The sequence below is a fragment of the Amycolatopsis kentuckyensis genome (genome assembly GCF_041679295.1).
In the GTDB taxonomy this organism is placed as follows: domain Bacteria; phylum Actinomycetota; class Actinomycetes; order Mycobacteriales; family Pseudonocardiaceae; genus Amycolatopsis; species Amycolatopsis kentuckyensis_A.
In genome coordinates this window covers 310376-330456 of sequence record NZ_JBGDMD010000006.1, presented here as the reverse complement: position 1 = coordinate 330456, position 20081 = coordinate 310376, and the positions used below count along the sequence as shown (strand labels likewise).

General features: G+C 72.1%; 17 protein-coding genes. 9 read left to right on the top strand and 8 right to left on the bottom strand.

Annotated features, from left to right (window positions below):
- Positions 1 to 109 precede the first annotated feature (109 nt).
- The 5 genes from ACERZO_RS26760 to ACERZO_RS26740 all read left to right on the top strand — a co-directional run bounded on the left by ACERZO_RS26760 (position 110) and on the right by ACERZO_RS26740 (position 6029).
- Positions 110 to 838 (top strand): hypothetical protein, encoded by a 729-nt coding sequence (locus ACERZO_RS26760; RefSeq protein ID WP_372667517.1) that lies wholly within the window; start codon positions 110 to 112, stop codon positions 836 to 838.
- Positions 839 to 1096: 258 nt separating this feature from the next.
- The gene (locus tag ACERZO_RS26755; RefSeq protein WP_372667516.1) at positions 1097 to 1966 is read left to right on the top strand and encodes a ribokinase; all 870 of its coding nucleotides are present in this window, start codon (positions 1097 to 1099) and stop codon (positions 1964 to 1966) included.
- Positions 1967 to 1994: 28 nt separating this feature from the next.
- Entirely contained in the window at positions 1995 to 2732 is a 738-nt protein-coding gene (locus ACERZO_RS26750) for a hypothetical protein (protein WP_372667515.1), read from the top strand.
- Positions 2725 to 4353 (top strand): phosphoenolpyruvate--protein phosphotransferase, encoded by a 1629-nt coding sequence (gene ptsP, locus ACERZO_RS26745; protein ID WP_372667514.1) that lies wholly within the window; start codon positions 2725 to 2727, stop codon positions 4351 to 4353. Before ACERZO_RS26750 ends, ptsP begins: the two co-directional genes overlap by 8 nt.
- A gap of 266 nt (positions 4354 to 4619) precedes the next feature.
- Positions 4620 to 6029, top strand: coding sequence for an MFS transporter (locus tag ACERZO_RS26740; RefSeq protein ID WP_372667513.1), 1410 nt, complete (start codon positions 4620 to 4622; stop codon positions 6027 to 6029).
- 69 nt (positions 6030 to 6098) lie between these two features.
- Here ACERZO_RS26740 and ACERZO_RS26735 read toward each other — a convergent pair whose 3' ends face one another.
- Positions 6099 to 6761, bottom strand: coding sequence for a DUF1707 SHOCT-like domain-containing protein (locus ACERZO_RS26735; protein ID WP_372667512.1), 663 nt, complete (start codon positions 6759 to 6761; stop codon positions 6099 to 6101).
- Between ACERZO_RS26735 and ACERZO_RS26730 the strand changes: the two genes are divergently transcribed.
- Complete coding sequence (locus ACERZO_RS26730; RefSeq protein ID WP_372667511.1) at positions 6666 to 7853, top strand: hypothetical protein; 1188 nt, start codon at positions 6666 to 6668, stop codon at positions 7851 to 7853. The two genes, ACERZO_RS26735 and ACERZO_RS26730, sit on opposite strands and share 96 nt — an antisense overlap.
- Here ACERZO_RS26730 and ACERZO_RS26725 read toward each other — a convergent pair whose 3' ends face one another.
- Genes ACERZO_RS26725 through ACERZO_RS26715 form a run of 3 tightly spaced genes read right to left on the bottom strand, consistent with a single transcriptional unit; the run spans position 7854 to position 10842 of the window.
- Positions 7854 to 8513 (bottom strand): response regulator, encoded by a 660-nt coding sequence (locus ACERZO_RS26725; RefSeq protein WP_372667510.1) that lies wholly within the window; start codon positions 8511 to 8513, stop codon positions 7854 to 7856.
- Positions 8510 to 9646: a MacS family sensor histidine kinase gene (macS, locus tag ACERZO_RS26720; protein ID WP_372667509.1), complete on the bottom strand. Its 1137-nt coding sequence runs from the start codon at positions 9644 to 9646 to the stop codon at positions 8510 to 8512. The genes ACERZO_RS26725 and macS overlap by 4 nt, the downstream gene beginning before the upstream one ends.
- The gene (locus ACERZO_RS26715; RefSeq protein WP_372667508.1) at positions 9643 to 10842 is read right to left on the bottom strand and encodes an AI-2E family transporter; all 1200 of its coding nucleotides are present in this window, start codon (positions 10840 to 10842) and stop codon (positions 9643 to 9645) included. The genes macS and ACERZO_RS26715 overlap by 4 nt, the downstream gene beginning before the upstream one ends.
- Positions 10843 to 11078: 236 nt before the next feature.
- Here ACERZO_RS26715 and ACERZO_RS26710 point away from each other — a divergent pair, with 236 nt between their 5' ends.
- Positions 11079 to 11987 (top strand): hypothetical protein, encoded by a 909-nt coding sequence (locus tag ACERZO_RS26710; protein WP_372667507.1) that lies wholly within the window; start codon positions 11079 to 11081, stop codon positions 11985 to 11987.
- A 186-nt stretch (positions 11988 to 12173) separates the two neighbouring features.
- A complete protein-coding gene (locus tag ACERZO_RS26705) occupies positions 12174 to 15371 on the top strand; it encodes a beta strand repeat-containing protein (RefSeq protein WP_372667506.1) in 3198 nt (1065 codons plus the stop codon).
- Between the two features lie 185 nt (positions 15372 to 15556).
- Here ACERZO_RS26705 and ACERZO_RS26700 read toward each other — a convergent pair whose 3' ends face one another.
- Both ACERZO_RS26700 and ACERZO_RS26695 read right to left on the bottom strand, forming a co-directional pair.
- On the bottom strand, positions 15557 to 16327 hold the full coding sequence (locus tag ACERZO_RS26700) for a dioxygenase family protein (protein WP_372667505.1): 771 nt from the start codon (positions 16325 to 16327) through the stop codon (positions 15557 to 15559).
- Positions 16328 to 16395: 68 nt separating this feature from the next.
- Entirely contained in the window at positions 16396 to 16776 is a 381-nt protein-coding gene (locus ACERZO_RS26695) for a MarR family winged helix-turn-helix transcriptional regulator (protein ID WP_372667504.1), read from the bottom strand.
- A gap of 68 nt (positions 16777 to 16844) precedes the next feature.
- Between ACERZO_RS26695 and ACERZO_RS26690 the strand changes: the two genes are divergently transcribed.
- A complete protein-coding gene (locus ACERZO_RS26690; RefSeq protein ID WP_372667503.1) occupies positions 16845 to 17297 on the top strand; it encodes a MarR family winged helix-turn-helix transcriptional regulator in 453 nt (150 codons plus the stop codon).
- Here the strand turns inward: ACERZO_RS26690 and dnaB are convergent.
- On the bottom strand, positions 17294 to 18709 hold the full coding sequence (dnaB, locus tag ACERZO_RS26685; protein ID WP_372667894.1) for a replicative DNA helicase: 1416 nt from the start codon (positions 18707 to 18709) through the stop codon (positions 17294 to 17296). The genes ACERZO_RS26690 and dnaB overlap by 4 nt on opposite strands.
- Positions 18710 to 19211: 502 nt before the next feature.
- Positions 19212 to 20000, bottom strand: a complete 789-nt coding sequence (locus ACERZO_RS26680; protein WP_372667502.1) for an ESX secretion-associated protein EspG — start codon at positions 19998 to 20000, stop codon at positions 19212 to 19214.
- Positions 20001 to 20081: the final 81 nt, after the last annotated feature.

Genomic DNA, 20081 nt, shown 5'->3' with positions numbered 1-20081 from the left:
GCTGGCAGCCGTCGCGGTACCGGCCGAGCTGGGCCGTGAACACTCCTTCCGGGTCCTTCTCGAGCCAGCCGATGCCCGGTTCGCCGAACAGCACAAAGGTCTTACTCCGGTGGCCGGAGGTGCGTTCCTGGTACCCGGGATCACGCTGTCGGACACCGAAGCCGGCCGCGTCCGCGAGATCGCCGGAAAGTCCGCCAGAGTCGCTGAACGGGCGATCACCCCCGTGGTGCCCGAACCCGCGCCCCGGGGTCACGCCGGCCGCCGAGTCCGCCCCGGCCCGGCAACCGTGTCCGAGCTGGACCACGTGAGCATCCACGTCAACGGCTGGGACCGCCGGAAGGTGTGGCTCTTCGACTTCGTCATGGCCATGCTCGGTATCGGGGCGTACGTGGCAGCTGAGCTCATGCCTGCCGGCTTCCTGCACACCGTCTGCCGGATTCTGCTGGGCGCGGTCATCGTGCTCGGCGGTGTCGTCCACGCCTTCGAGTTCAACAGCCGCAAGCGCGAGCTTCGGGCCGACCTGCGGCTTTCGAACGTGGGCTTCCGGTGGAAGACCTACTACCGGAAGTTCGAACTGGGCTGGCGTGAAGTCGCCGAGCTGCGGCTGCTCGCGGACGGTAACCTCGAGTTCCGGCCGGTCGACCTCGACTTTCCGCTGCGCCACGGCGACGCCGAGAAGTTCGCTCTGAGCGACGGCTGGTATCGGTTGCCGCGGCCCTTGAGCTCCGCGGCGATGCGGAAGTTCACCACGCACGCGCCCACACTGCTGCCCCACGGAGTCGCGTTGACCATCGGGGGCGGGGCGCCGCCGACGCCGATCACTCGGGGGGCTACGTGATCGGCGCCGGCGACCTGATGCCCTCTCCGGCTCTCGCCGGTTGGGGCACCGTCACCACGTCTCGCGTGATGACGCACCTGGAGAGCGGGACCGGTCCGGGAAGTGACGGCCGGGGGACGGACATCCCCTGATCGAGTGACGGGTATCCGCTGCTCGCATGATTGTCGCACTCAACGCCGGATAAGTTACAAAAACCTTCACTTTCCTCTGGGGCACCCTTCCCGACCTGGTCGGACGGCTTTCGTGGGACAGTGCGGTATGAACTCGGACGTACTCGTTGTGGGATCCGCCAACGCCGACCTCGTCGTCGCCGTGGACCGGCGGCCGGCGGGTGGCGAAACCGTACTGGGTGGGGACACCGTCCTCTCGCCGGGTGGCAAGGGGGCCAACACCGCGGTCGCGGCCGGGCGGCTCGGGGCGGACGTCGCGCTCCTCGGTGCTGTCGGCGACGATCCCTACGGGCGGCTGCTGCTCGACTCGCTGCGCGCCGCCGGCGTCGACACCGGGCTCGTCCGGACGAGTGAGCGGCCGACCGGCATCGCCTACATCACCGTCACCCCCGACGGCGAGAACGCCATCCTCGTCTCGCCCGGCGCCAACTCGAGCCTGGAGCCCGCTGACGTCGACGCCGTCTTCGACGGGGTCGAGATCATGGTCGCGTCGCTCGAGGTGCCGCTGCCGACCGTCGAACATGCCGTCGCGCGGGCCGCCGAAAAGGGCGTCAAAGTCCTGCTGAACCTGTCGCCGGCGGCCGAGCTCTCCCCCGAGACGCTCGCCAAGCTCGACGTCCTGCTGGTCAACGAGCACGAAGCCGCCTGGTTGACCGGGCCCGGCGCGGACTTCCGGAAGCTCCTCGGACTCGGGCCGCGCGCCGCCGTCGTCACGCTCGGGGCGGCCGGTGCGGTCGTCGTCGACGAGGGCGGTAGCACCGAGGTCGCGTCACCTGAGGTCGAGGCCGTCGACACCACCGGCGCCGGGGACGCCTTCGCGGGCGCGCTCGCCGCGTCGCTCGCCGACGGCGCGGACCTCGTCGACGCGGCGAAGCGCGCGGTGCGCGTCGCGGCCTTCAGCGTCACGCGGGCCGGGGCGCAGCCGTCCTACCCGACCGCCGCCGACCTGGGGGAATGATCGTCCGGCGGCTCGTGTTGCCCATCACATGGGCGATTCGTTTGGTTCGGCCTGGTGGCGCGGCTACGCCGCACAGCTGAGGGCGATCGCGGAAGCGCGGCGGCCCGACCACCTCGCGATCATGCCGCTCGGCGAAACCCTGCAGGCGCTCGGCAAGCAGACCGAAGTCGACGAAGGCGTCTACGACGTCCCCCTGGACGGCATCGTCGGTACGGTCGCCCGCGCCGGCGACTTCGACCGTGAGTTCCGGCCACGCAACCGAGCGCTGCGCGACCGCTGGGACCGGCTGACGCGGACGACCGCCGACCTCCCGCCGGTGCGGCTCGTGCGCCTCTCCGACATGTTCTTCGTCGACGACGGCCACCACCGCGTCGCCATCGCCCGGGCCCGGGGCGCGACGACCATCCGCGCGCGGGTCCGCTGGATCAGCACGGTCGCCTGCGCGCTGCGCTGCCTGACGCTCGCCGACCTGCCGTCGAAGACCGCCGAGCGGATGTTCCTCGAGCGCGTCCCGCTGCCCGACGACGTCCGGCTCGGGCTCTGGCTCGACGACCCGGCCGACTGGTTCCGGCTCGCCGACTCGGCCGAGGCCTGGGGTTTCCGCCGTATGCTGGCCGGACGGCCGGTGCGCAGCCGCGGCGAACTGGCCGAAGCCTGGTGGCACGAGGAGGTCCGGCCGGTGCTCGAACAGGTGCGTCAGCGAGGCTTGTGCCCGCCACCACGAGATATCCAGACGTATCTGAGCTATGGTCTAGACCATGTCTGAGTCCTTGTCCGGGGTCGCCGTCAGCCCCGGCCGCGCCAGTGGTCCCGTCGTCCGCGTCGCGGAGCCGCTCGGCGAGCCCGCCGCCACCCCGGCCCCGGCCGATCCCGCCGCCGAAGCCGCCCGGATCACGCCCGCCGCCGCGGTCGTCGCCGGAAGGCTCGAGAAGCAGGCCGAGACGGCCACCGGCGAGGCCGCGACGATCCTCATCACCACCGCCGCGATGGCGGCCGACCCGGCGCTCGCGGCCCAGGCCGAGACACTGGTCAAGACGCAGGGTCTGCCGGCCGCGCGTGCCGTCTACCGGGCCGCGGAAGGCTTCGCCGAAGCGCTGGCCGCCGCGGGCGGGTACATGGCCGAGCGCGTCCGAGACGTCCGAGACGTGCGCGACCGGCTGATCGCCGAGCTGCTCGGCATCGCGCCGCCGGGGGTGCCCGAGCTGGCGTCGCCGAGCGTGCTGGTGGCGCGGGACCTCGCCCCGGCCGACACCGCCGGCCTCGACCCGGCCAAGGTGCTCGCCCTGGTCACCGAAGAGGGCGGCCCGACGAGCCACACCGCGATCCTCGCGCGGGCGCTGGGCATCCCGGCCGTCGTCGCGGTGCGCGGCCTGCTGGCCCTGGACGCGCAAGCGCTTGCGGTCGACGGCGACGCGGGCACGGTCGAGGTCGCCGACCCGTCGGCGCCGGTCGTCACGGCAACGGTCGCGCAGCTCGCCGACTGGAACGGCACCGGCGCGACGGCCGACGGCCACCGCGTGAAGGTCTACGGCAACGTCGGCTCCCCGGCCGACGCGCAGGCCGCGGCCGACGCGGGCGCCGAGGGCGTCGGCCTCTTCCGCACCGAGTTCTGCTACCTGGACGCCTCGGACGAACCGTCGGTCGCCGAGCAGCGCACCGCGTACACGGCGGTGCTCTCGCCGTTCCGCGGCAAGCCGGTGATCGTGCGGACGCTGGACGCGGGCGCCGACAAGCCGCTGGCGTTCCTCTCGCCGGAAGCCGAGCCGAACCCGGCGCTCGGTGTCCGCGGGCTGCGCGTGGCGTTCGACCGACCCGAGGTGCTGGACCGCCAGCTCGAAGCGATCGCCGGCGCGGCTGAGGACTCCGGCGCCGAGGTCTCGGTGATGGCGCCGATGGTCGCGACGGTCGAGGAAGCCGCCTGGTTCGCCGAGCGCGTCCGCGCGGCGGGCATCGCGCGGGCGGGCGTGATGATCGAGATCCCGGCGGCGGCGCTGAGCGCCCGCGAGATCCTCGACGTCGTCGACTTCGTCTCGGTCGGCACGAACGACCTGGCCCAGTACACGTTCGCGGCGGACCGCCAGCTGGGCGCGGTCGCGAAGCTCAACGACCCGTGGCAGCCCGGACTCCTGCGCCTGCTGAAGCTGATCGGCGACGCGGCCAAGGCGACGGGCAAGCCGGCGGGCGTGTGCGGCGAAGCGGCGGCGGACCCGCGGCTCGCGCTGGTGCTGGCGGGTCTGGGCCTGACGAGCCTGTCGATGAACGCCCCGGCGGTCCGCGCGGTGGGCGCCAGCCTGGCGTACACGACGCTCGCGGAGTGCGAGGCACTGGCGGAAGCGACGCTGGCGACGTCCGACCCGGCCGCGGCACGCGCGGCGGCTCGCCCCTGACCGAAGCTCGCCGACCGATTCCCGGGGGCGCCCCCCCACTTTCAGTCTATCGGTCGTGACCGACAGTGCCGGATTGTGCGAACCTGGATGCGCGGAGTTGTCCCCAATGCACGAGGGGTGTGGACAACCTGACACAACCCCGTGAAGGCCGCCTCGACCACGAGGTGGCCTTCACGGCTTTCCGGCAAAAAATCCCGGGCTGTCGATTTCGGCCGCGCCCGCTCGACGAAGTGGTGAGAGCACCACCGAGCCGAGAGGACGCAGCCATGACCATCACCGCCGAAGCGCCGGGAGCCCCGAGCGGAGCGCCGGCCGAGACGGCGAAGGCCGGGCGCCGGGAGTGGGTCGGGCTGGCCGTGCTGGCCCTGCCCACCCTGCTCGTCTCGCTCGACGTCTTCGTCCTCGTCCTCGCGCTGCCGAAGATCGCCGCCGGGTTGCACGCCGATGGCACCCAGCAGCTCTGGATCATGGACACCTACGGCTTCATGGTCGCCGGGTTCATGGTCACCATGGGGACCCTCGGCGACCGGATCGGGCGGCGGAAGCTGCTGCTCATCGGGGCCGCCGCCTTCGGGCTCGCTTCCGTCGGGGCTGCCTTCGCCACCACCGCCGGGATGCTCATCGCCGCGCGGGCCGTGCTCGGGATCTCCGGTGCCACCCTCGCGCCCTCGACCCTCTCCCTCATCGGGACCCTCTTCAAGAACCCGCAGCAGCGGGCGCAGGCCATCGGGATCTGGGCCGGCTGCTTCACCGTCGGCGCCATCATCGGGCCGATGGTCGGCGGACTGCTGCTCGAGCACTTCTGGTGGGGCTCGGTCTTCCTGCTCGGCGTCCCGGCGATGGTCCTGCTGCTGATCATCGGCCCGAAGCTGCTGCCCGAATACCGCGACGAGCAGGCCGGCCGGCTCGACCTCCCCAGCGTCTTCCTCTCGCTCGCCGCCATCCTGCCCGCCGTCTACGGCGTCAAGGAGCTGGCTCGCGACGGCGTCCACCCCGTTCCCGTGGCCGCCCTCGTAGCAGGCCTCGCCGTCGGGTACGTCTTCTACAAGCGGCAGCGCGCCCTGAAGGACCCTCTCGTCGACTTCAGCCTCTTCGCCGCGAAGCCCTTCCGCACCACGCTCGGCGGAATGCTCCTGTTCAGCATGCTCGGCGGCACCACGATGCTGTTCACCGCGCAGTTCCTGCAGGTCGCGCAGCACCTCTCGCCGGTCGGGGCCGCCCTCGGGCTGCTGCCCGGGATGGCCGCCTCCACCGTCAGCTTCCTCGCCGCGCCGCACCTCGCGCGGCACGTCAAGACGAACGTCCTGATCGCCGGCGGGGTCGCCCTCGCCGCCGCCGGGATGGCGATCCTCGCGCTCGCCGACCCCGCGGCCGGGCCGGCGTGGCCCGCACTCGGGTTCGCCGTGACGTCGCTGGGCGTCGGGCCGATGGTCGCGCTCGGGACCGATCTCGTCGTCGGGTCGGTTCCGGAGCGCAAGGCCGGCGCCGCCGCGTCGCTGGCGCAGACCGTCAACGAGTTCGGCTACGCCATCGGCATCGCGACCGTCGGGACGCTGGGCAACGCCGTCGTCTCCGCGCACGGGTTCGCCGCCGGCCTGCACGTCGTCGCCGGGCTCGCCGCTGTGGCGTTCGCCGTCCTCGTCGGCTTCGTCGCGCGGAACCTCCGGGGCGCGTAAAGCGAAGGCCTCCCCACCCGATGCCTGGGTGGGGAGGCCTTCTTGACGCCGGGGGCAGAGGGGCCCCGGCTAGCCGAACAACCCGCGCCGCGGGTGCCGGATGACCAGCGAGCCGCCGTGGACCCGGCCGCTCAACACGAACCGCGGGTTCCCCAGGTGCCCGTTGCTGCGCGTCTTGTCCTCGAGCGAACCGAACTTGACGTCGGTGATCGAGTTGACGTCGACCGCCGCGTGCTCCGGGATGATCACCTCGACCGACCCCCACTTGGCGTCCAGCTCGATGTGCACCACCGGCGACTGGACCTGGGCCTCGGTGAAGTCGAGCTTCGTCGAGCCGTACTTGTTCCGCACGACCATCTCCGGCGGCACCACCCACGGCCCGCTGCGGACCAGCGACGAGTACTTCGCGTTCAGCTCGAACCGCCGGCCGGGCGAGAAGCCCGGCGCCGGCGGAGGCGCCGCGTACGACGGCGCGGCGGCCATCGCGGCCGCCGGGTGGTACAGCCCGGCGAGGTCGGCCAGCACGGCGTTCAGCTCGCCCCGGGTCCGCGACGCCAGCGCGCGGTCGGTGCGCTCGGTGAACTCGTCCAGGTCGATCATCCCGCGGCCGATGGCCTTCTGCAGGACCCCGACGACGTGCTCACGCTCGTCGTCGGACACCCGGAGATCGCGCTCGCTCAACGGCTTGGTTTCGGTCACCGGTTCCGCCGCCGCGGTCTCTTCCTCGCCCATGCCCACGATGGTAGAACCGGATTTCACCAGGGAGATCGGGGGAAAACCCTGAACGGACCCGTATTCCGCGCCGCTGCCGCCGTCGCGGCCGTCGTCCTGCTGTCCGCGTGCACGAACAAACTCGAAGCGCCGCCACCGCCGCCGGGTCCGCTGGCGGAACTCTCCGGGATCCAGGCGACCGGCGGCATCGGCGTCACCGCGCTGCTGCCGACCGTCGCACCCACCCTGTTCGACGCCGACCGCGGCCCGGCGGCCACCCTGCCCGGCTACCCCGGCGGTGACGTCCGGTTCGACGTCGTGCGGGTCGGGAAGCACCTCGTCCTGACGGTCCGCCCGCAGTACCCGAAAGACGCCGAGCCCTCCGAGATCCTCGAGTACACCGGGCCGGCGAGCCCGCCGCGGTCCCTCGGCCGAGCCCGGTCGGCGGGTCCGGACGCCGATGGCGAGGGCGTCTGGCTGGTCCGGCAGGACGCGCCGGACGACTGCCGCCTCCAGCACGTCTCGTTCACGAACGGCGAGCTCGGGCGCGGCCTGCCCGCCAGCTGCCGCACCGGAGTGCGGGCCGAGACCCGGCACGGCCTGCTGATCACCATCAACGCCGACGCCGCCGAATCGACCGACGCCCTGATCGAACCGGCGACCGGCCGGACGGTCCGGCAGGCGCCGCGCATCCTCGGCGCCGCCGGCGACTGGCTGCTGCTCGACGGCCTGACCGACCTGACCCTGGTCGACCTGCGGGACAACAGCAGCAAGAAGCTCAGCCGGCCCTCGATCGGCGCGGCGCCCACCGTGGTGCCCTCGCGTGAAGGAGCCATCTGGGCCGTCGACTTCGCCGACTCCGCCTACCGCCACACCAACACGCAGACACGGGACATCTGGCTGCTCCGCCCGGACGGGCCGACCTGGGACCACGCTCCCGGCATGCCGTTCGTCACCGAGCACCTCCAACGCGGCTTCGACTGGTCGGAAGCCGGTGACCTCGTGCTCGCCGACGACGTCCTCGCCGCCTGGCACCCCGGCGAACCGCAGTGGCGGCTGGGCCAGGCCAAGCTGCCGAAGGGCACCTGGTCGGGCCTGGCGGTCCAGCCGTGACTACTCCTCGTCGAGGCCGTGCTCGATCGCGTACCGGGCCAGCTCGACACGGTTGTGCAGCTGCAGCTTCCGCAGCGTCGACTGCACGTGGTTCTCCACCGTCCGGTGCGACAGCACCAGCCGTTCGGCGATCTGCCGCGCGGTCAGCCCCTTCGCGACCAGGCGCAGGACGTCGGTCTCGCGCTCGGTCAGCCGCGGCGGTTCCGCACCTTCCGCCGGCGCGTCGGCCATCCGCCGGTACTCGCCGAGCACCAGCCCGGCCAGGCCCGCGGTGAACACCGGGTCGCCGGCCGCGGTCCGGTGCACGGCGTCCACCAGCTCCGCCGCGGACGCCGACTTCACCAGGTAGCCGGACGCGCCGGCCTTCACCGCCTCCAGGACGTCCTTGTGCTCGCCGCTCGCCGACAGCACGAGCACCTTCGTCGACGGCAGCGCCGAGGTGATCTCACGGGTCGCGTCCACGCCCGACGTGCTGCCCAGGTTCAGGTCCATCAGCACGACGTCCGGCCGGACGGTCCGCGCGATGCGCAGCGCCGCGTCGGCGTCCGGCGCCGTCGCGCGGACGTCGAAGCCGTGCTCGGTCAGGTCGCGGGCCACCCCGTCGCGCCAGATCGGGTGGTCGTCGACCACCATCACGGAGATCCGCGGCTCGTCGCTCATCTCGCACCCCTCGTGCTCGGCACCCTGACCTCCCACTCCGTGCCCCGGCCGGGCCCGGTGTCGAGGGTCGCGCTCCCGCCGAGGTCGCGGACCCTCCCCCGGATGGATTCCACCACGCCGAGGTGCCCGTCCGCGGCCGCTCGCTCGAGAACGCCGTCCGGAATGCCCGGTCCGTCGTCGCGGACGCTGACCACGACCTCGCCGCCGAGGTCCTCCAGCAGCACCCACGCCCGCGCGTCGGGGCCCGCGTGCTTCTCGACGTTCGAGAGCGCTTCGCGGGTGATGGCCACCAGTTCGTCGGTGACGTGGGCCGGCAGCTCGACGTCGTCCGCCGGGGCCGAGACCTGCACCGACGACGTCGCGAGCAGCTGCAGCGCGGCGCGCAGGCTCGCCGTGCCGCGGTCGTTCGGCGTCAGCGGTTCGGTCGTCACCAGCGACCGCAGCGCGATCTCCTGCTCGCCGGCCAGCTTCGCCAGTTCCGCCGCTTCGCCGCCGACTTCGTTGCCGCGCTTGCGGACGCGGGCCAGCACCTGCAGGACGCTGTCGTGGATCGACCGCGCCAGCCGTTCCCGCTCGGCCGTCGCCGCTTCCTTCCGCAGCGCCTGCTCCAGCCGCGCCGCGGACCGGCGGCCCATCGTCGCGGCCATGCCGACCAGCAGGCCGGCCGCGGCGAGCAGGACGCCGTCGCGGGCGACGTCGAGGTCGAACTTCTCCCGCGCCAGCCCGGTCGCCACGCCGACGACCAGCCCGGCCAGCACCCCGCCGCCCGCGCCGAAACGCGCGCCCGCCGCGACCGGCGGCACGGCCGCCCACACCGTCGTGATGAGCGGGACGTTCAGCGCGAACTGCGCGTCGCTGAGCACCCACGGCGAAGTCAGCAGCAGCGCGGTCGTCAGCACCAGGTCGAAGACGACCAGCGCCGGTGGCCGCGTCCGCTCGCGCAAGTAGAGGAAACTGCTGAGCACCGACCAGACGGCCATCACCCCGAGGATCGTCCAGGCCAGCCACTCGCGTTGGTAGTGCCCGCTCTGGACGATCACGGTGCCGCAGGCGAACGCCCAGGTGAGCACGCGGAACGCGAGCACGCCACGCCACATCGGCGTGATCGGGTCGGGCGTCCGCGCGGTGGTCATTCGTCGTCGTCGCCGCGCGTCGGCACCTGCGCCTTGGGCGAGCCCGGCTCGGCGTCGTTCGGCTGCGCGGCCTGGTCCTTCAGGACGTCCACCTCGGCCGGGTCCGGGTTGGTCTCGTGCAGCAGTGACCGGACGCCGGCGTTGAGCACCGCCAGCAGCGGCACGGCCAGCAGCGCGCCGGCGATCCCGCCCGCGACCAGGCCGGCGGTGATGGCGAGCACGACGGCCAGCGGGTGCAGCTTCACCGCCCGCCCGAGCAGCAGCGGCTGCAGGATGTGGCTCTCCAGCTGCATCACGCCGATCACGATGGCCAGCACGATCACCGCGCCGATGAAGCCGTTCGTCACCAGCGCGATGAGCACCGCGACGCCGCCGGTGATGACCGCGCCGATGATCGGGATGAACGCGCCGATGAACACCAGCGTCGCCAGCGGGATCACCAGCGGCACACCCATGATCCACAGGCCGACGCCGATGCCGACGGCGTCGACCACGGCCACCGCGGCCGTCGCCCGCACGTAGCTGACCAGCGACGCGAACCCGCGGCGCCCGGCGACGTCGACGCGGTTGCGGACCCGGGCGGGCACCGCGCGGACGAGGAACGTCCAGATGCCGTCGCCGCCGCTGAGGAAGAAGATCGTGATGAACAGCGTCAGCAGGAAGCCGGTGAGGATCTCGCCGACGGTGCTCGCCGTCGTCAGCGCGGTCGTCGTGATGGACGCCTGGTTGTTCTGGATGAACCCGATCGCCTGGTTGATGAAGTCCTGGATCTGCTCCTGGCGCAGGTGCGGCGGGCCGTTGAGCAGCCACTCCTTGATCTGGTTGAGGCTGTCGTTGAGCTGCTGCTGCAGCTGGGGCAGGCCGGAGGAGAACTGCGTGATGACGAACGTCAGCAGCCCGCCCAGCACCGCCAGCCCCGCGATGAGCACGATGGCCGTCGCCAGCCCGCGCGGGAACTTCACCGCCACCAGCTTCTGCACCGCGGGCGCGAGCAGTGCCGACAGCAGCAGGGCGATGGACAGCGGGATGATGACGACGGACAGGTAGCCGATCACCCAGACCACGGCGTACAGCGCGGCGATCACGACGATGAACCGCCACGCCAGCGCCGCGCTGATGCGCAGGCCCCGGGGGATCAGCCCGGTGATGTCCTCGTGCTCCGGCAGGAACGGGTCTTCGCGTCGCGCGTGGCTCACCGGATCACCGTACTGGCAACACCGCCCGATTCGGCCGCTTTCCGCGGGCCGAGTCCGACACGCTCGGCTGCCAGGGGAGATCACCCGGTGTCAGGCCCGGTTGCACGCTGTGTTCTTCACACGATGGGGGCATCAAGTCGTGTCGAGGATGCGAGCCGCGTCGCGGGTTTGATTAGGTCGATCCCGCAACGGCAATCGCCGAACGATCACCCGGTTTCGAAGGAGACGCACCTGTGGTGGACCACGCGACGAACGAGGGGCAGGGTGCCAAGCGCGCCGGCCGCTTCGTGTCGCGTGCGCTGCTCGTGCTCGGTGGTGCCGTGGCCGGTACCGCCGCCGCGTGGCTCGTCTCCGGTGCGGTCGCCTCCGCGGACACCGTCGAGGTCGGTACCGCCCCGATCACCGAGGCCGCCACCGGCAGCGTCGGCGACGTGAACGCCGGCGCGACCGACGCGGCGAGCGACGTCTCCGCCTCGAACTGCCACCAGGACGCCACGTCGTGGAGCGACCCGTGCGCCCGCGTCCTCGGGCACGAGGTCTCCGACCGCGTCGGCGACTCGGTCTCGGACTTCGCCGAGGACGCCGTCGTCAGCCCGGCGCACCGCACCCTCGACGCGGTCGAGCACATCGTCACCCAGCCGCAGGACACCCGCGAGGTCCTCGAGCAGACCTTCACCCCCGAGCCGGCGCACGACGTGCTGCAGCTGCTCAACCCGGGTGGGCACGGGGACCTGGTCGCGCTCCCGGGGAACTCCCCGGTCGAGCAGCAGCCGGTCACCACGACCCCCGGCCAGGCCACGGACCCGGTCGCCGTCTCGACCGTCCAGCTCCCCGCCGCGTTGCGAGCCGCGCTCGCGATGCCGACGGGTCTTCAGCACGACGTCACCGGTGGCGCGGGCGATTCCCGTGATTCCCACCGTGACCTGCCGTCGCCGCTGACCCCGGTGCAGCTTCCGGTCGCACCGTCCGTCCCCACCGCCCCGGGTGGCAGCACTGCCCCCGGTGGTCACCTCGACGGCCTCAACTTCGGCGTCCCCTTCTGGACGACCGAAGCCGTCGACTCCGCCGTCGCGGCCATGAGCCGCGCCGGCCTGCGCACCACGATGCGCACCCCGGGCGAGCAGCCCGGCGTCACTCCTGACTGAACACCTCCCTTCACGGGTCGCTGACGCGCCCAAGTCCGTCTTCAGCTGACGGCGCACGCGTCCGCGAAATACCCGTGATCAGGCGGTGCGCTTTGTTGCGCCCGCAGAAATTCCTTCCCCCCTCGGTGCGTATCGACGCACCCCCATAAGCCCGCAAGGGAACCCGAAATAAAGGAGAAAAACCCCATGCAGACGTGGGCAAAGCGCGGACTCCAGACCGCACTTGTCACGGGTGGGTTGCTGATGCTGGGCACCGGCATCGCCTCGGCTGACGAGAACGTCAACCCCGACACCCCTGCCTCGCCGCTCGACCTGAACGTCACGGTTCCGATCCAGGAAGCCAACAACGCGGTCGGCACCCCCTTCGGCCAGCTGGACCTGCCCGCCGGGCAGACGGAGCTGAGCGCCAAGCCGGTCACGCAGGCCGCGAACCAGGCCGCCCAGCAGCTCGACGAAGCCAGCCCGATCAGCCAGAGCACCCTCGGCGGTGTCACCAAGGCCGACGGCGCGGGCGCGTTCACCCCGAGCCACAACAACCTCAAGGGCAACAAGGTCACGGGCGACGTCGTCGTCCCGATCCAGATCGTGGACAACGCGGTCGGCGTGCTCGGCGACGCGACGGTCCAGGGTGGCAACCACACCCAGACCTGGGACCACAACCAGGACATCGCGACGACCGGGCAGGACTCGAGCCTCGCGGGCAACGCGGTCGCCCTCGACTGGGCGCTCCCCGTCCAGATCGCCGGGAACGGCGGCGGCGTCGCCGGCGGCACCGGCCGCGTGACCGGTGGGTCGGCCAGCCAGAGCGCCACCGAGACCGGCGACGTCGACACGAACGGCGACGGCTCGGCCCTCTCCGGCAACGTGGTGGCCGGCCAGTTCGCCACCCCGGTGCAGGTGACCGGCAACGCCGCCTCCTACCTGCTCGGCAACGGCCAGAGCCACGGCTACACCGCCGACACCGTCGCGACCTCCGGCGGCTCGCTGTTCAGCTCCGGCGACCAGGCCAGCGGCTCCGGCAACGTGGTCGGCGCGCCGATCGCCCTGCCGGTCAAGTTCAACTGCAACTCGGGCGCCGTGTGGGGCTCGCTGTCGAACTCCGACGGCTGCAACACCTCCGCCGACGCCACCGCCGGGGACACCCGCGAAGGCAGCCTGGGCATCCCGACCTACCTCGAGACGTCCGGCAACGACTCGTTCCTCTCCGGCAACGGCGGGGCGGCCTCGCTGTCCCCGATCGCGAACGTCGCGGGTGTCGCGGGCTCGTGGATCGGCAACGCCACGGCGGGCATCCCCGACACCGGCAGCTCCTCCAGCACGGTCGACTCGGGTGGCTTCGTCAAGACCGCCGGCGACAACGCCAGCGGCTCGGGCAACGTCCTGAACCCGTCGGTCGCGCTGCCGGTCGAGGCCTTCGGCATCGGTGGCACCTACATCGGCCAGGCGAACGCCGCGCACGACAACACCACCGACGCCAACGCGGGCAACGGCAGCTACACCAAGGGCAACGGCTCCGTCCTCGGCGGCAACATCGTCAACACCCAGACCGCGGGCGCGCCCGAGGTCTTCGGCATCGGCGGCAGCCACATCGGCAACGCGTCCGGCACGGCGACCGAGGACAAGACGGTCACCGCCGGGGCGTACGACGGCACCCAGGGCGACAACTCGTCCGGCTCGGGCAACGTCGTGCAGGTGCCGGTCGGCCTGCCCGCCGAGGTCTTCGGCGTGGGCGGCTCGTTCATCGGCCAGGGCTCCGGCTCGGCCGACGAGACCAAGGTCGTCTCCGGCGGCGGCGGTGGCAGCACCCACGACGACAACGGCTTCCTGAGCTCGAACCTGGGCACCGTGCCGGCGTCGCTGCCGGTGCAGGTCGCCAACATCGGTGGCGCGTTCGTCGGCCAGGGCCACGGCAAGGGCTCGACCGACACGACGTCCAACGCGGGCGGCGACGTCACGGCGAACGGCCCCGCCGGCGCCGGCGCCGGCAACATCATCGAGGCCCCGGTCTCGCTCCCGGTGCTGGCCGCCGGCAGCGGTGCCGCCCTCGCGGGCATCGGCACCGGTGAGAACGACAACATCACCGACTCCTCGGCGGGCGGCGACGCCCTCACCGACGGCCAGGACGGTGCGCTGACCGGCAACATCGTGAAGGCCCCGATCGCGGGTGTCGCGCAGGTCTTCAGCGACGGCGTCGCGGGTGCGGCCCTGGGCCACGGCCTGGGCACCAGCGACACCACGTCGGTGGCGGGCGGCGACGCCACCACCAACGGTGACGGTGGCGCCGTGGCCGGCAACATCGTCGGCGCGGACGCGCTGCCGGTCGCGCAGGTCTTCGGGGACGCCGTCAGCGCGGCGGGTGTCGCCAGCGGCACCGGGATCAACACGACGTCCGTGGAGAACGCGGGCGACGACACCACCTCGGGTGTCGAGGGCGCCATCTCCGGCAACATCCTCGACATCCCGGCGACGGCGATCGTGCAGCTGTTCGGCGACGCGGTGGCCGTGGGCGGGGTCGCGCACGCCATCGGCGACAACTCGCTGACCACGCAGAACGGCGGCGAGCCGGTCACCGAGGGTGACGGGTCGGCCCTGTCGGGGTACAACTTCTACCACGACATCGTCGCGCCGGTGCAGATCTTCGGCGTGCCCCTCGAGCTGCTCGGGGTCGCGACCGCCGAAGCGACCGACATGACGAGCATCAACGGCGAAGCCACCGAGGTGGCCGAGACGATCGCGAACCCGGTCGAGGGTTCGGAGCTGGGCGCGGGCGAGCTGCCCTCGCTGACCGGGCTCGCCAGCGGCCTGCCGACGGCGGGGCTGCCCACCCAGGGCCTGCCCGCGCTGCCGACCGCCGCGCCGCTCGGTGCCGAGCGCGCCGACCTGCCGACCGGTGGCGGGAACCCGCTGGCCGGGCTGACCCAGCTGTCGCACCTGGGCAGCGTCGCGGCGATGCCGAAGCCGGCCCTGCCCAACACCGCGGCGCTGCCCGCGGTGACCGGGCTGTCGGCGCTGGGTGGTGCCCTGCCGGGTCACACCCAGCGTGCGGACCTGCCGACCGCGGGTCTGCCGATCGCGGCCCCGGCCCTGCCCGCCCTGGGCGCCCTGTCCGGCACCCAGCGTGCGGACCTGCCGACCGGCGGCCTGCCCGTCGCGCTGCCGGCGCTGCCCGCCCTGGGTGGCGGCGTCCCGACGCTGCCGGTCGCCCTCCCGGTGACCCCGGCCGTGCCCGCCGCCCCGGCGCTGCCGGCCGCCCCGGCCCTGCCGGTGAACGCCAAGCTGCCGGTGCTGGACAGCGCCGCCCCGGCCGCGCAGGTCCCGGCGATGTCGGGCCTGGACTCCACCGGCTTCCTCGCGAAGCTGCTGGGCCTGGTGAAGCGCAAGTAGTTCGGTGATGCCGGGCGGGTCCAGCCAAGGGCCCGCCCGGCCCTCAACCCCCGGCAGGCGCTCCACCGCGCCGCGAGGTCTCCTCGCACGGAGCGCCTGACGATCGCGAGAACGCTCCTTCCCTGGAGACGGCGAGCCCCAGGAACCGCTCAGGTTCCTGGGGCTCGTTCGTGTTCGCGGGCAGGTCAGGAGAACTGCAGGGACCGCTTCGCCAGCCCGTGCCAGAAGCCGTCGATCACCGTGCGGCCGGACTTCTCCTCCGCGGTCGCGCCGAGGGAGACGAACAGCGGCGCGAAGTGCTCGATCCGCGGGTGCGCCAGCGCCGCCGCCGGCGCCTTGTGCCGGAAGTCGAGCAGCGCGTCGACGTCGCCGCCGCGCACGACCTCGTCGCCCCAGTGGTCGAACTCGGCCGACCAGGCGGGCGGCGTCCCGTCGGTCGCGCGGGCCATGCCGCTCAGGTTGTGGGTGAAGAAGCCGCTGCCGATGATCAGCACGCCTTCGTCGCGCAGCGGCGCGAGCTTCCGGCCGAGGTCGAACAGCTCCTGCGGGTCGAGCGAGGGCATCGACACCTGCAGCACCGGCACGTCGGCGTCCGGGTACATCTCCACCAGCGGCACGTAGGCGCCGTGGTCGAGGCCGCGCTCCGGCGCGTCGTGCACCGGTGTGTCCGTCGAGCGGAGCAGCTGCCGCACCTTCTCCGCCAGCTCCGGCGCGCCCGGAGCCGCGTACTTCACCTGGTAGTAGCGCTCGGGGAAGCCCCAGAAGTCGTACACGAGCGGCACGGTCGTGGTGGCCGCGATGGTCAGCGGGGCCTCCTCCCAGTGCGCCGACACGACCAGGATCGCGCGGGGCCTGGGCAGGTCGGCCGACCAGGCGGCGAGCTGGCGGGTCCACGTGGTGTCGTCGGCGAGCGGCGGCGCTCCGTGGCTGAGGTAGAGGACCGGGGTGCGGGTCATCGACGGCTCCAGTGCTTGAAAGTTCAACTACTAGGATACCTGACGCCGTCGTCGTCCGGGATATTCCTTCAGCGGCTCTCGAGGTTCGCCGCGCAGCGCTCCAGTGTGCGGATCGTCGTGCGGTAGTCGTCGTCGCTGACGCCGTCGGTCACGGCGGTGCGGAACGCCTGGACACGCGCCTCGACCCGGGCGTGAGCCTCGCGGCCGGCCTCGGTGAGCTCGCCGTTTTCGGCGACCCACCCGCGGGTCCGGAGGTCGGTCAGCTGGCCGGCGGTCGCGCCGAACGGGGCCAGCGCCGCGCCGACCTCCTCCGGCGTGCGGGCGCCGAGGGCGATCGTGTTGAGTACCTGCCAGTGCCGGCGGCTCAACGACTCCGCGTCGAGGGCCTGGGCCATGGAGGACTCGAGGAGCTCGTGGACGTGGCGCAGGTGCCACCCGAGGGGTTTCATGGGGTACTCCGACGATGTCGATGAACAACTACATGTAAAAGTACATGTAGTTCGGAGGTGGAGCAACCATGACGGACGCGGTGGCCGAGGTCGAGCGCGCCATGATCGCGATCCGCCGCAGCCAGCAGCGGCGGGCGCTGAGCCGGATCGGCAAGGCCCGCGGCCAGGGCGCGCACGACCCGGTGCACGAACTGCTGGACGTCGTCGAAGAGCTCACCGAACGCGGCGAAGCCGGCACGGTGACCGCGTTGAGCGCGGCGATGGGCGTCGACCAGCCGCGCGCGAGCCGGTTGGTCGCGCGCGCGGTCGAGCAAGGCCTGCTCCGCCGCGAAGCCGATCAGCGCGACGGACGGCGTGCGGTGCTCGTGCCGACCGAGGCCGGCCAGGCGCACCTCGACGAGCTGCACGCGTTCCGGCGCTCGGTGTTCGCCGAGGTCATGGCGGACTGGCCGGAGGAGGACCGCGAGAACTTCGGCCGGCTCCTCACGGCGTTCGTCCGCGGGTACAGCGCGCTCGGTTAGTCGTGGGAAAGGTCGACGAACCGGCTGTAGTGCAGCTGGTGGGCGACGGTGATCGTCGCCGTCGGGCCGGCACGGTGCTTCGCGATGATCAGGTCCGCTTCGCCCGCGCGCGGGTCGTCGCGCTCCCAGGCGTCCGGGCGGTTGACCAGGATGACGAGGTCGGCGTCCTGCTCCAGTGAGCCGGACTCACGCAGGTCGGACAGCATCGGGCGCTTGTCCGTCCGCTGCTCGGGACCACGGTTCAGCTGGCTGATCGCGATCACCGGGACCTCGATCTCCTTCGCCAGCAGCTTCATCTGCCGCGAGAACTCCGAGACTTCCTGCTGCCGCGACTCGACGCGCTTGCCGGACGTCATCAGCTGGAGGTAGTCGAGGACGACGAGCTTGAGGTCGTTGCGCTGCTTCAGCCGCCGGGCCTTCGCGCGGATCTCCATCATCGTCATGTTCGGCGAGTCGTCGACGAACAGCGGTGCCTCGGACACCTCACTCATCCGGCGGGCCAGCCGCGTCCAGTCGTCGTCGGACATCTTCCCGCCGCGCATGTCGGCGAGGCGGATCTTGGCCTCGGCCGAGAGCATGCGCATGACGATCTCGGTCCGGCTCATTTCCAGCGAGAAGATGACGCTGGTCATGCCGTGCCGGATCGACGCCGACCGCGCGAAGTCCAGGCCCAGTGTCGACTTGCCGACACCGGGACGGGCCGCGACGATGATCATCTGACCCGGGTGCAGCCCGTTGGTCAGCTCGTCGAAGTCGGTGAAGCCGGTCGGGATGCCCTGGGACTGGCCGCCGCGCGAGGCGATGGCGTCGATCTCGTCCATCGTCGGCTGCAGCAGCTCTTCCAGCGCGACGTAGTCCTCGCTGGTCCGGCGCTCGGTGACGTCGTAGATCGCGGCCTGCGCGCGGTCGACGACCTCGTCGATGTTCGCGCCGTCGGCCGCGGCCGCGCCGTAGCCGTACTGCACGATCCGGGTGCCCGCCTCGACCAGCCGGCGCAGCACCGCCTTCTCGGCGACGATCTCCGCGTAGTAGCCCGCGTTCGCCGCCGTCGGCACCGTCGCGATCAGCGTGTGCAGGTACGGCGCGCCGCCGACGCGACCCAGTTCCCCGCGCCGCTCCAGCTCCGCCGAGATGGTGATCGGGTCGGCGGGCTCGCCGCGGCCGTAGAGGTCGAGGATGCAGTCGTAGATCGCCTGGTGCGCAGGCCGGTAGAAGTCGTCGGGGCCGAGCGCCTCGATGACGTCGGCGACCGCGTCCTTGGACAGCAGCATGCCGCCGAGCACGGACTGCTCGGCCGCGAGGTCCTGCGGCGGCTGGCGGTCGAAGCCGCCACCGCCACCTCCCGGACCGGGGTCGCTCGGCCCCGGGTCGGACTCCGCGTACATCGGACTGCGGTCGTCGGTCAGCGCCACCGCCCCGGACACCTCCTCATCGTGTCGAACACCCGTTCGAGTATGCCGGATCTTCGCTCTCGAAGCACGCGGCTCGATCCGCGTCACCCGTCCCCGGGCCCCTCCCCGATGATCGGGGACAACGTCCGCCAGTCGTCTTAGACACGCGGAGCGCCACCGTGAGTACAGGCCCGAGCGGGCACGCTAGATCCCCCGGAAGGCGGATGGCAATTCAGGATGGGGACCCTTCTGTGGACAACCTGGGGATGAATGGGGGTAACCAGTCACAGGTGGCGCGAGAGCTGTGGACAAGTTGGGGACAAGGTTGATCGGCTTCGACGAATCCGCAGGTCATACCCTGTGAACAAGGTGTGGAGAACTTCCCGGAAACTCGTCCGGCGTGTCGCGTGAAACCCGTTGTTCGGCGTGTCGTGGACCAGCCGGAGCCCATTGGGCTACGCAGCCTGTGGATGAATATCACGGAGGGTAGAGCGGTAACCCGGAGGGCTGAACGGCCGCCGGGTCAGGCCGCGGTGAGCCTGCCCTGTGCGCTGCGTAACCGGTCAGCGAGAACGCGCTGGTCGGCCGGGGTGAACGCGATCCGGTTCTCCCCGCGGCCCGGAACCTCTTCGGTCAGCCATCGGCCTTCCGAGGTATCGATGTAGTTCACCGGGCGTTCGATCCGGCGCCAGGCGCCGGTGCGGCTGCGGGCCGCCACGTACAGGCTGCCACTCCCCATTCGGCGTAGCGCCAGGATCCGCCGGAGCTCTTGGACCTCCTGCGAGCCCTCGGCCGGGCGGTCGTTGCGGAGCACCGCGTACCCGCCGTCGTCGCCGCCGGCGGTCCCCTCGAGCTGGCTCTTCGGCACCGCGAGCGGCGTCCCGCGTCCCGGCGCCAGCTTCGGAATCTGCCCCAGGAAGTCGTCCAGCAGCTCACCCGGCCGGGTCGACTCCAGCACCACGACGTCCAGCTCTTCGTGCTTGGCCAGCACGAACGCCTCACCGCCGGCGCTGCCGGCCAGCAGCCGGTAGCTGACCGGCTTGCCCTGGAACCCGCCGTCGACCCAGCCGTAGTACTCCAGCTGCGGCCGGGCGATCGCTTCGACCGTCGCGACGAACCCGGGGTGCATGCCGCGCGGGCCGAACAGCCCGGCCTTGGCGAGCTCGGCGTTGACCCGCTCGTCCTCCGCGCGCTGGGCCTCTTCGCTGTACCAGGTCGGCGTCTCGGACAGCACCGTGTGCGGCTCGCCGCCGCGGCGCCTGATCAGGTTGACCAGGGTGCCGGTCGTGATCGTGACCTGCCTGTCCAGCACGCTTTCCCCCAGTAGGAATCCGAACCCGGCGCAGCTCGACGAGCCGGGCGCGCCCATCTTGGCACGCGCCCGGCCGTCCCG

What these genes read in the sequence shown, in the direction of transcription:
- ACERZO_RS26755 (WP_372667516.1), top strand. Translation starts at nt 1,097, where the DNA reads ATGAACTCGGACGTACTCGTTGTGGGATCCGCCAACGCCGACCTCGTC.
- ACERZO_RS26750 (WP_372667515.1), top strand. Translation starts at nt 1,995, where the DNA reads ATGGGCGATTCGTTTGGTTCGGCCTGGTGGCGCGGCTACGCCGCACAG.
- ptsP (WP_372667514.1), top strand. Translation starts at nt 2,725, where the DNA reads ATGTCTGAGTCCTTGTCCGGGGTCGCCGTCAGCCCCGGCCGCGCCAGT.
- ACERZO_RS26740 (WP_372667513.1), top strand. Translation starts at nt 4,620, where the DNA reads ATGACCATCACCGCCGAAGCGCCGGGAGCCCCGAGCGGAGCGCCGGCC.
- ACERZO_RS26735 (WP_372667512.1), bottom strand. Translation starts at nt 6,761, where the DNA reads ATGGGCGAGGAAGAGACCGCGGCGGCGGAACCGGTGACCGAAACCAAG.
- ACERZO_RS26725 (WP_372667510.1), bottom strand. Translation starts at nt 8,513, where the DNA reads ATGAGCGACGAGCCGCGGATCTCCGTGATGGTGGTCGACGACCACCCG.
- macS (WP_372667509.1), bottom strand. Translation starts at nt 9,646, where the DNA reads ATGACCACCGCGCGGACGCCCGACCCGATCACGCCGATGTGGCGTGGC.
- ACERZO_RS26705 (WP_372667506.1), top strand. Translation starts at nt 12,174, where the DNA reads ATGCAGACGTGGGCAAAGCGCGGACTCCAGACCGCACTTGTCACGGGT.
- ACERZO_RS26700 (WP_372667505.1), bottom strand. Translation starts at nt 16,327, where the DNA reads ATGACCCGCACCCCGGTCCTCTACCTCAGCCACGGAGCGCCGCCGCTC.
- ACERZO_RS26695 (WP_372667504.1), bottom strand. Translation starts at nt 16,776, where the DNA reads ATGAAACCCCTCGGGTGGCACCTGCGCCACGTCCACGAGCTCCTCGAG.
- ACERZO_RS26690 (WP_372667503.1), top strand. Translation starts at nt 16,845, where the DNA reads ATGACGGACGCGGTGGCCGAGGTCGAGCGCGCCATGATCGCGATCCGC.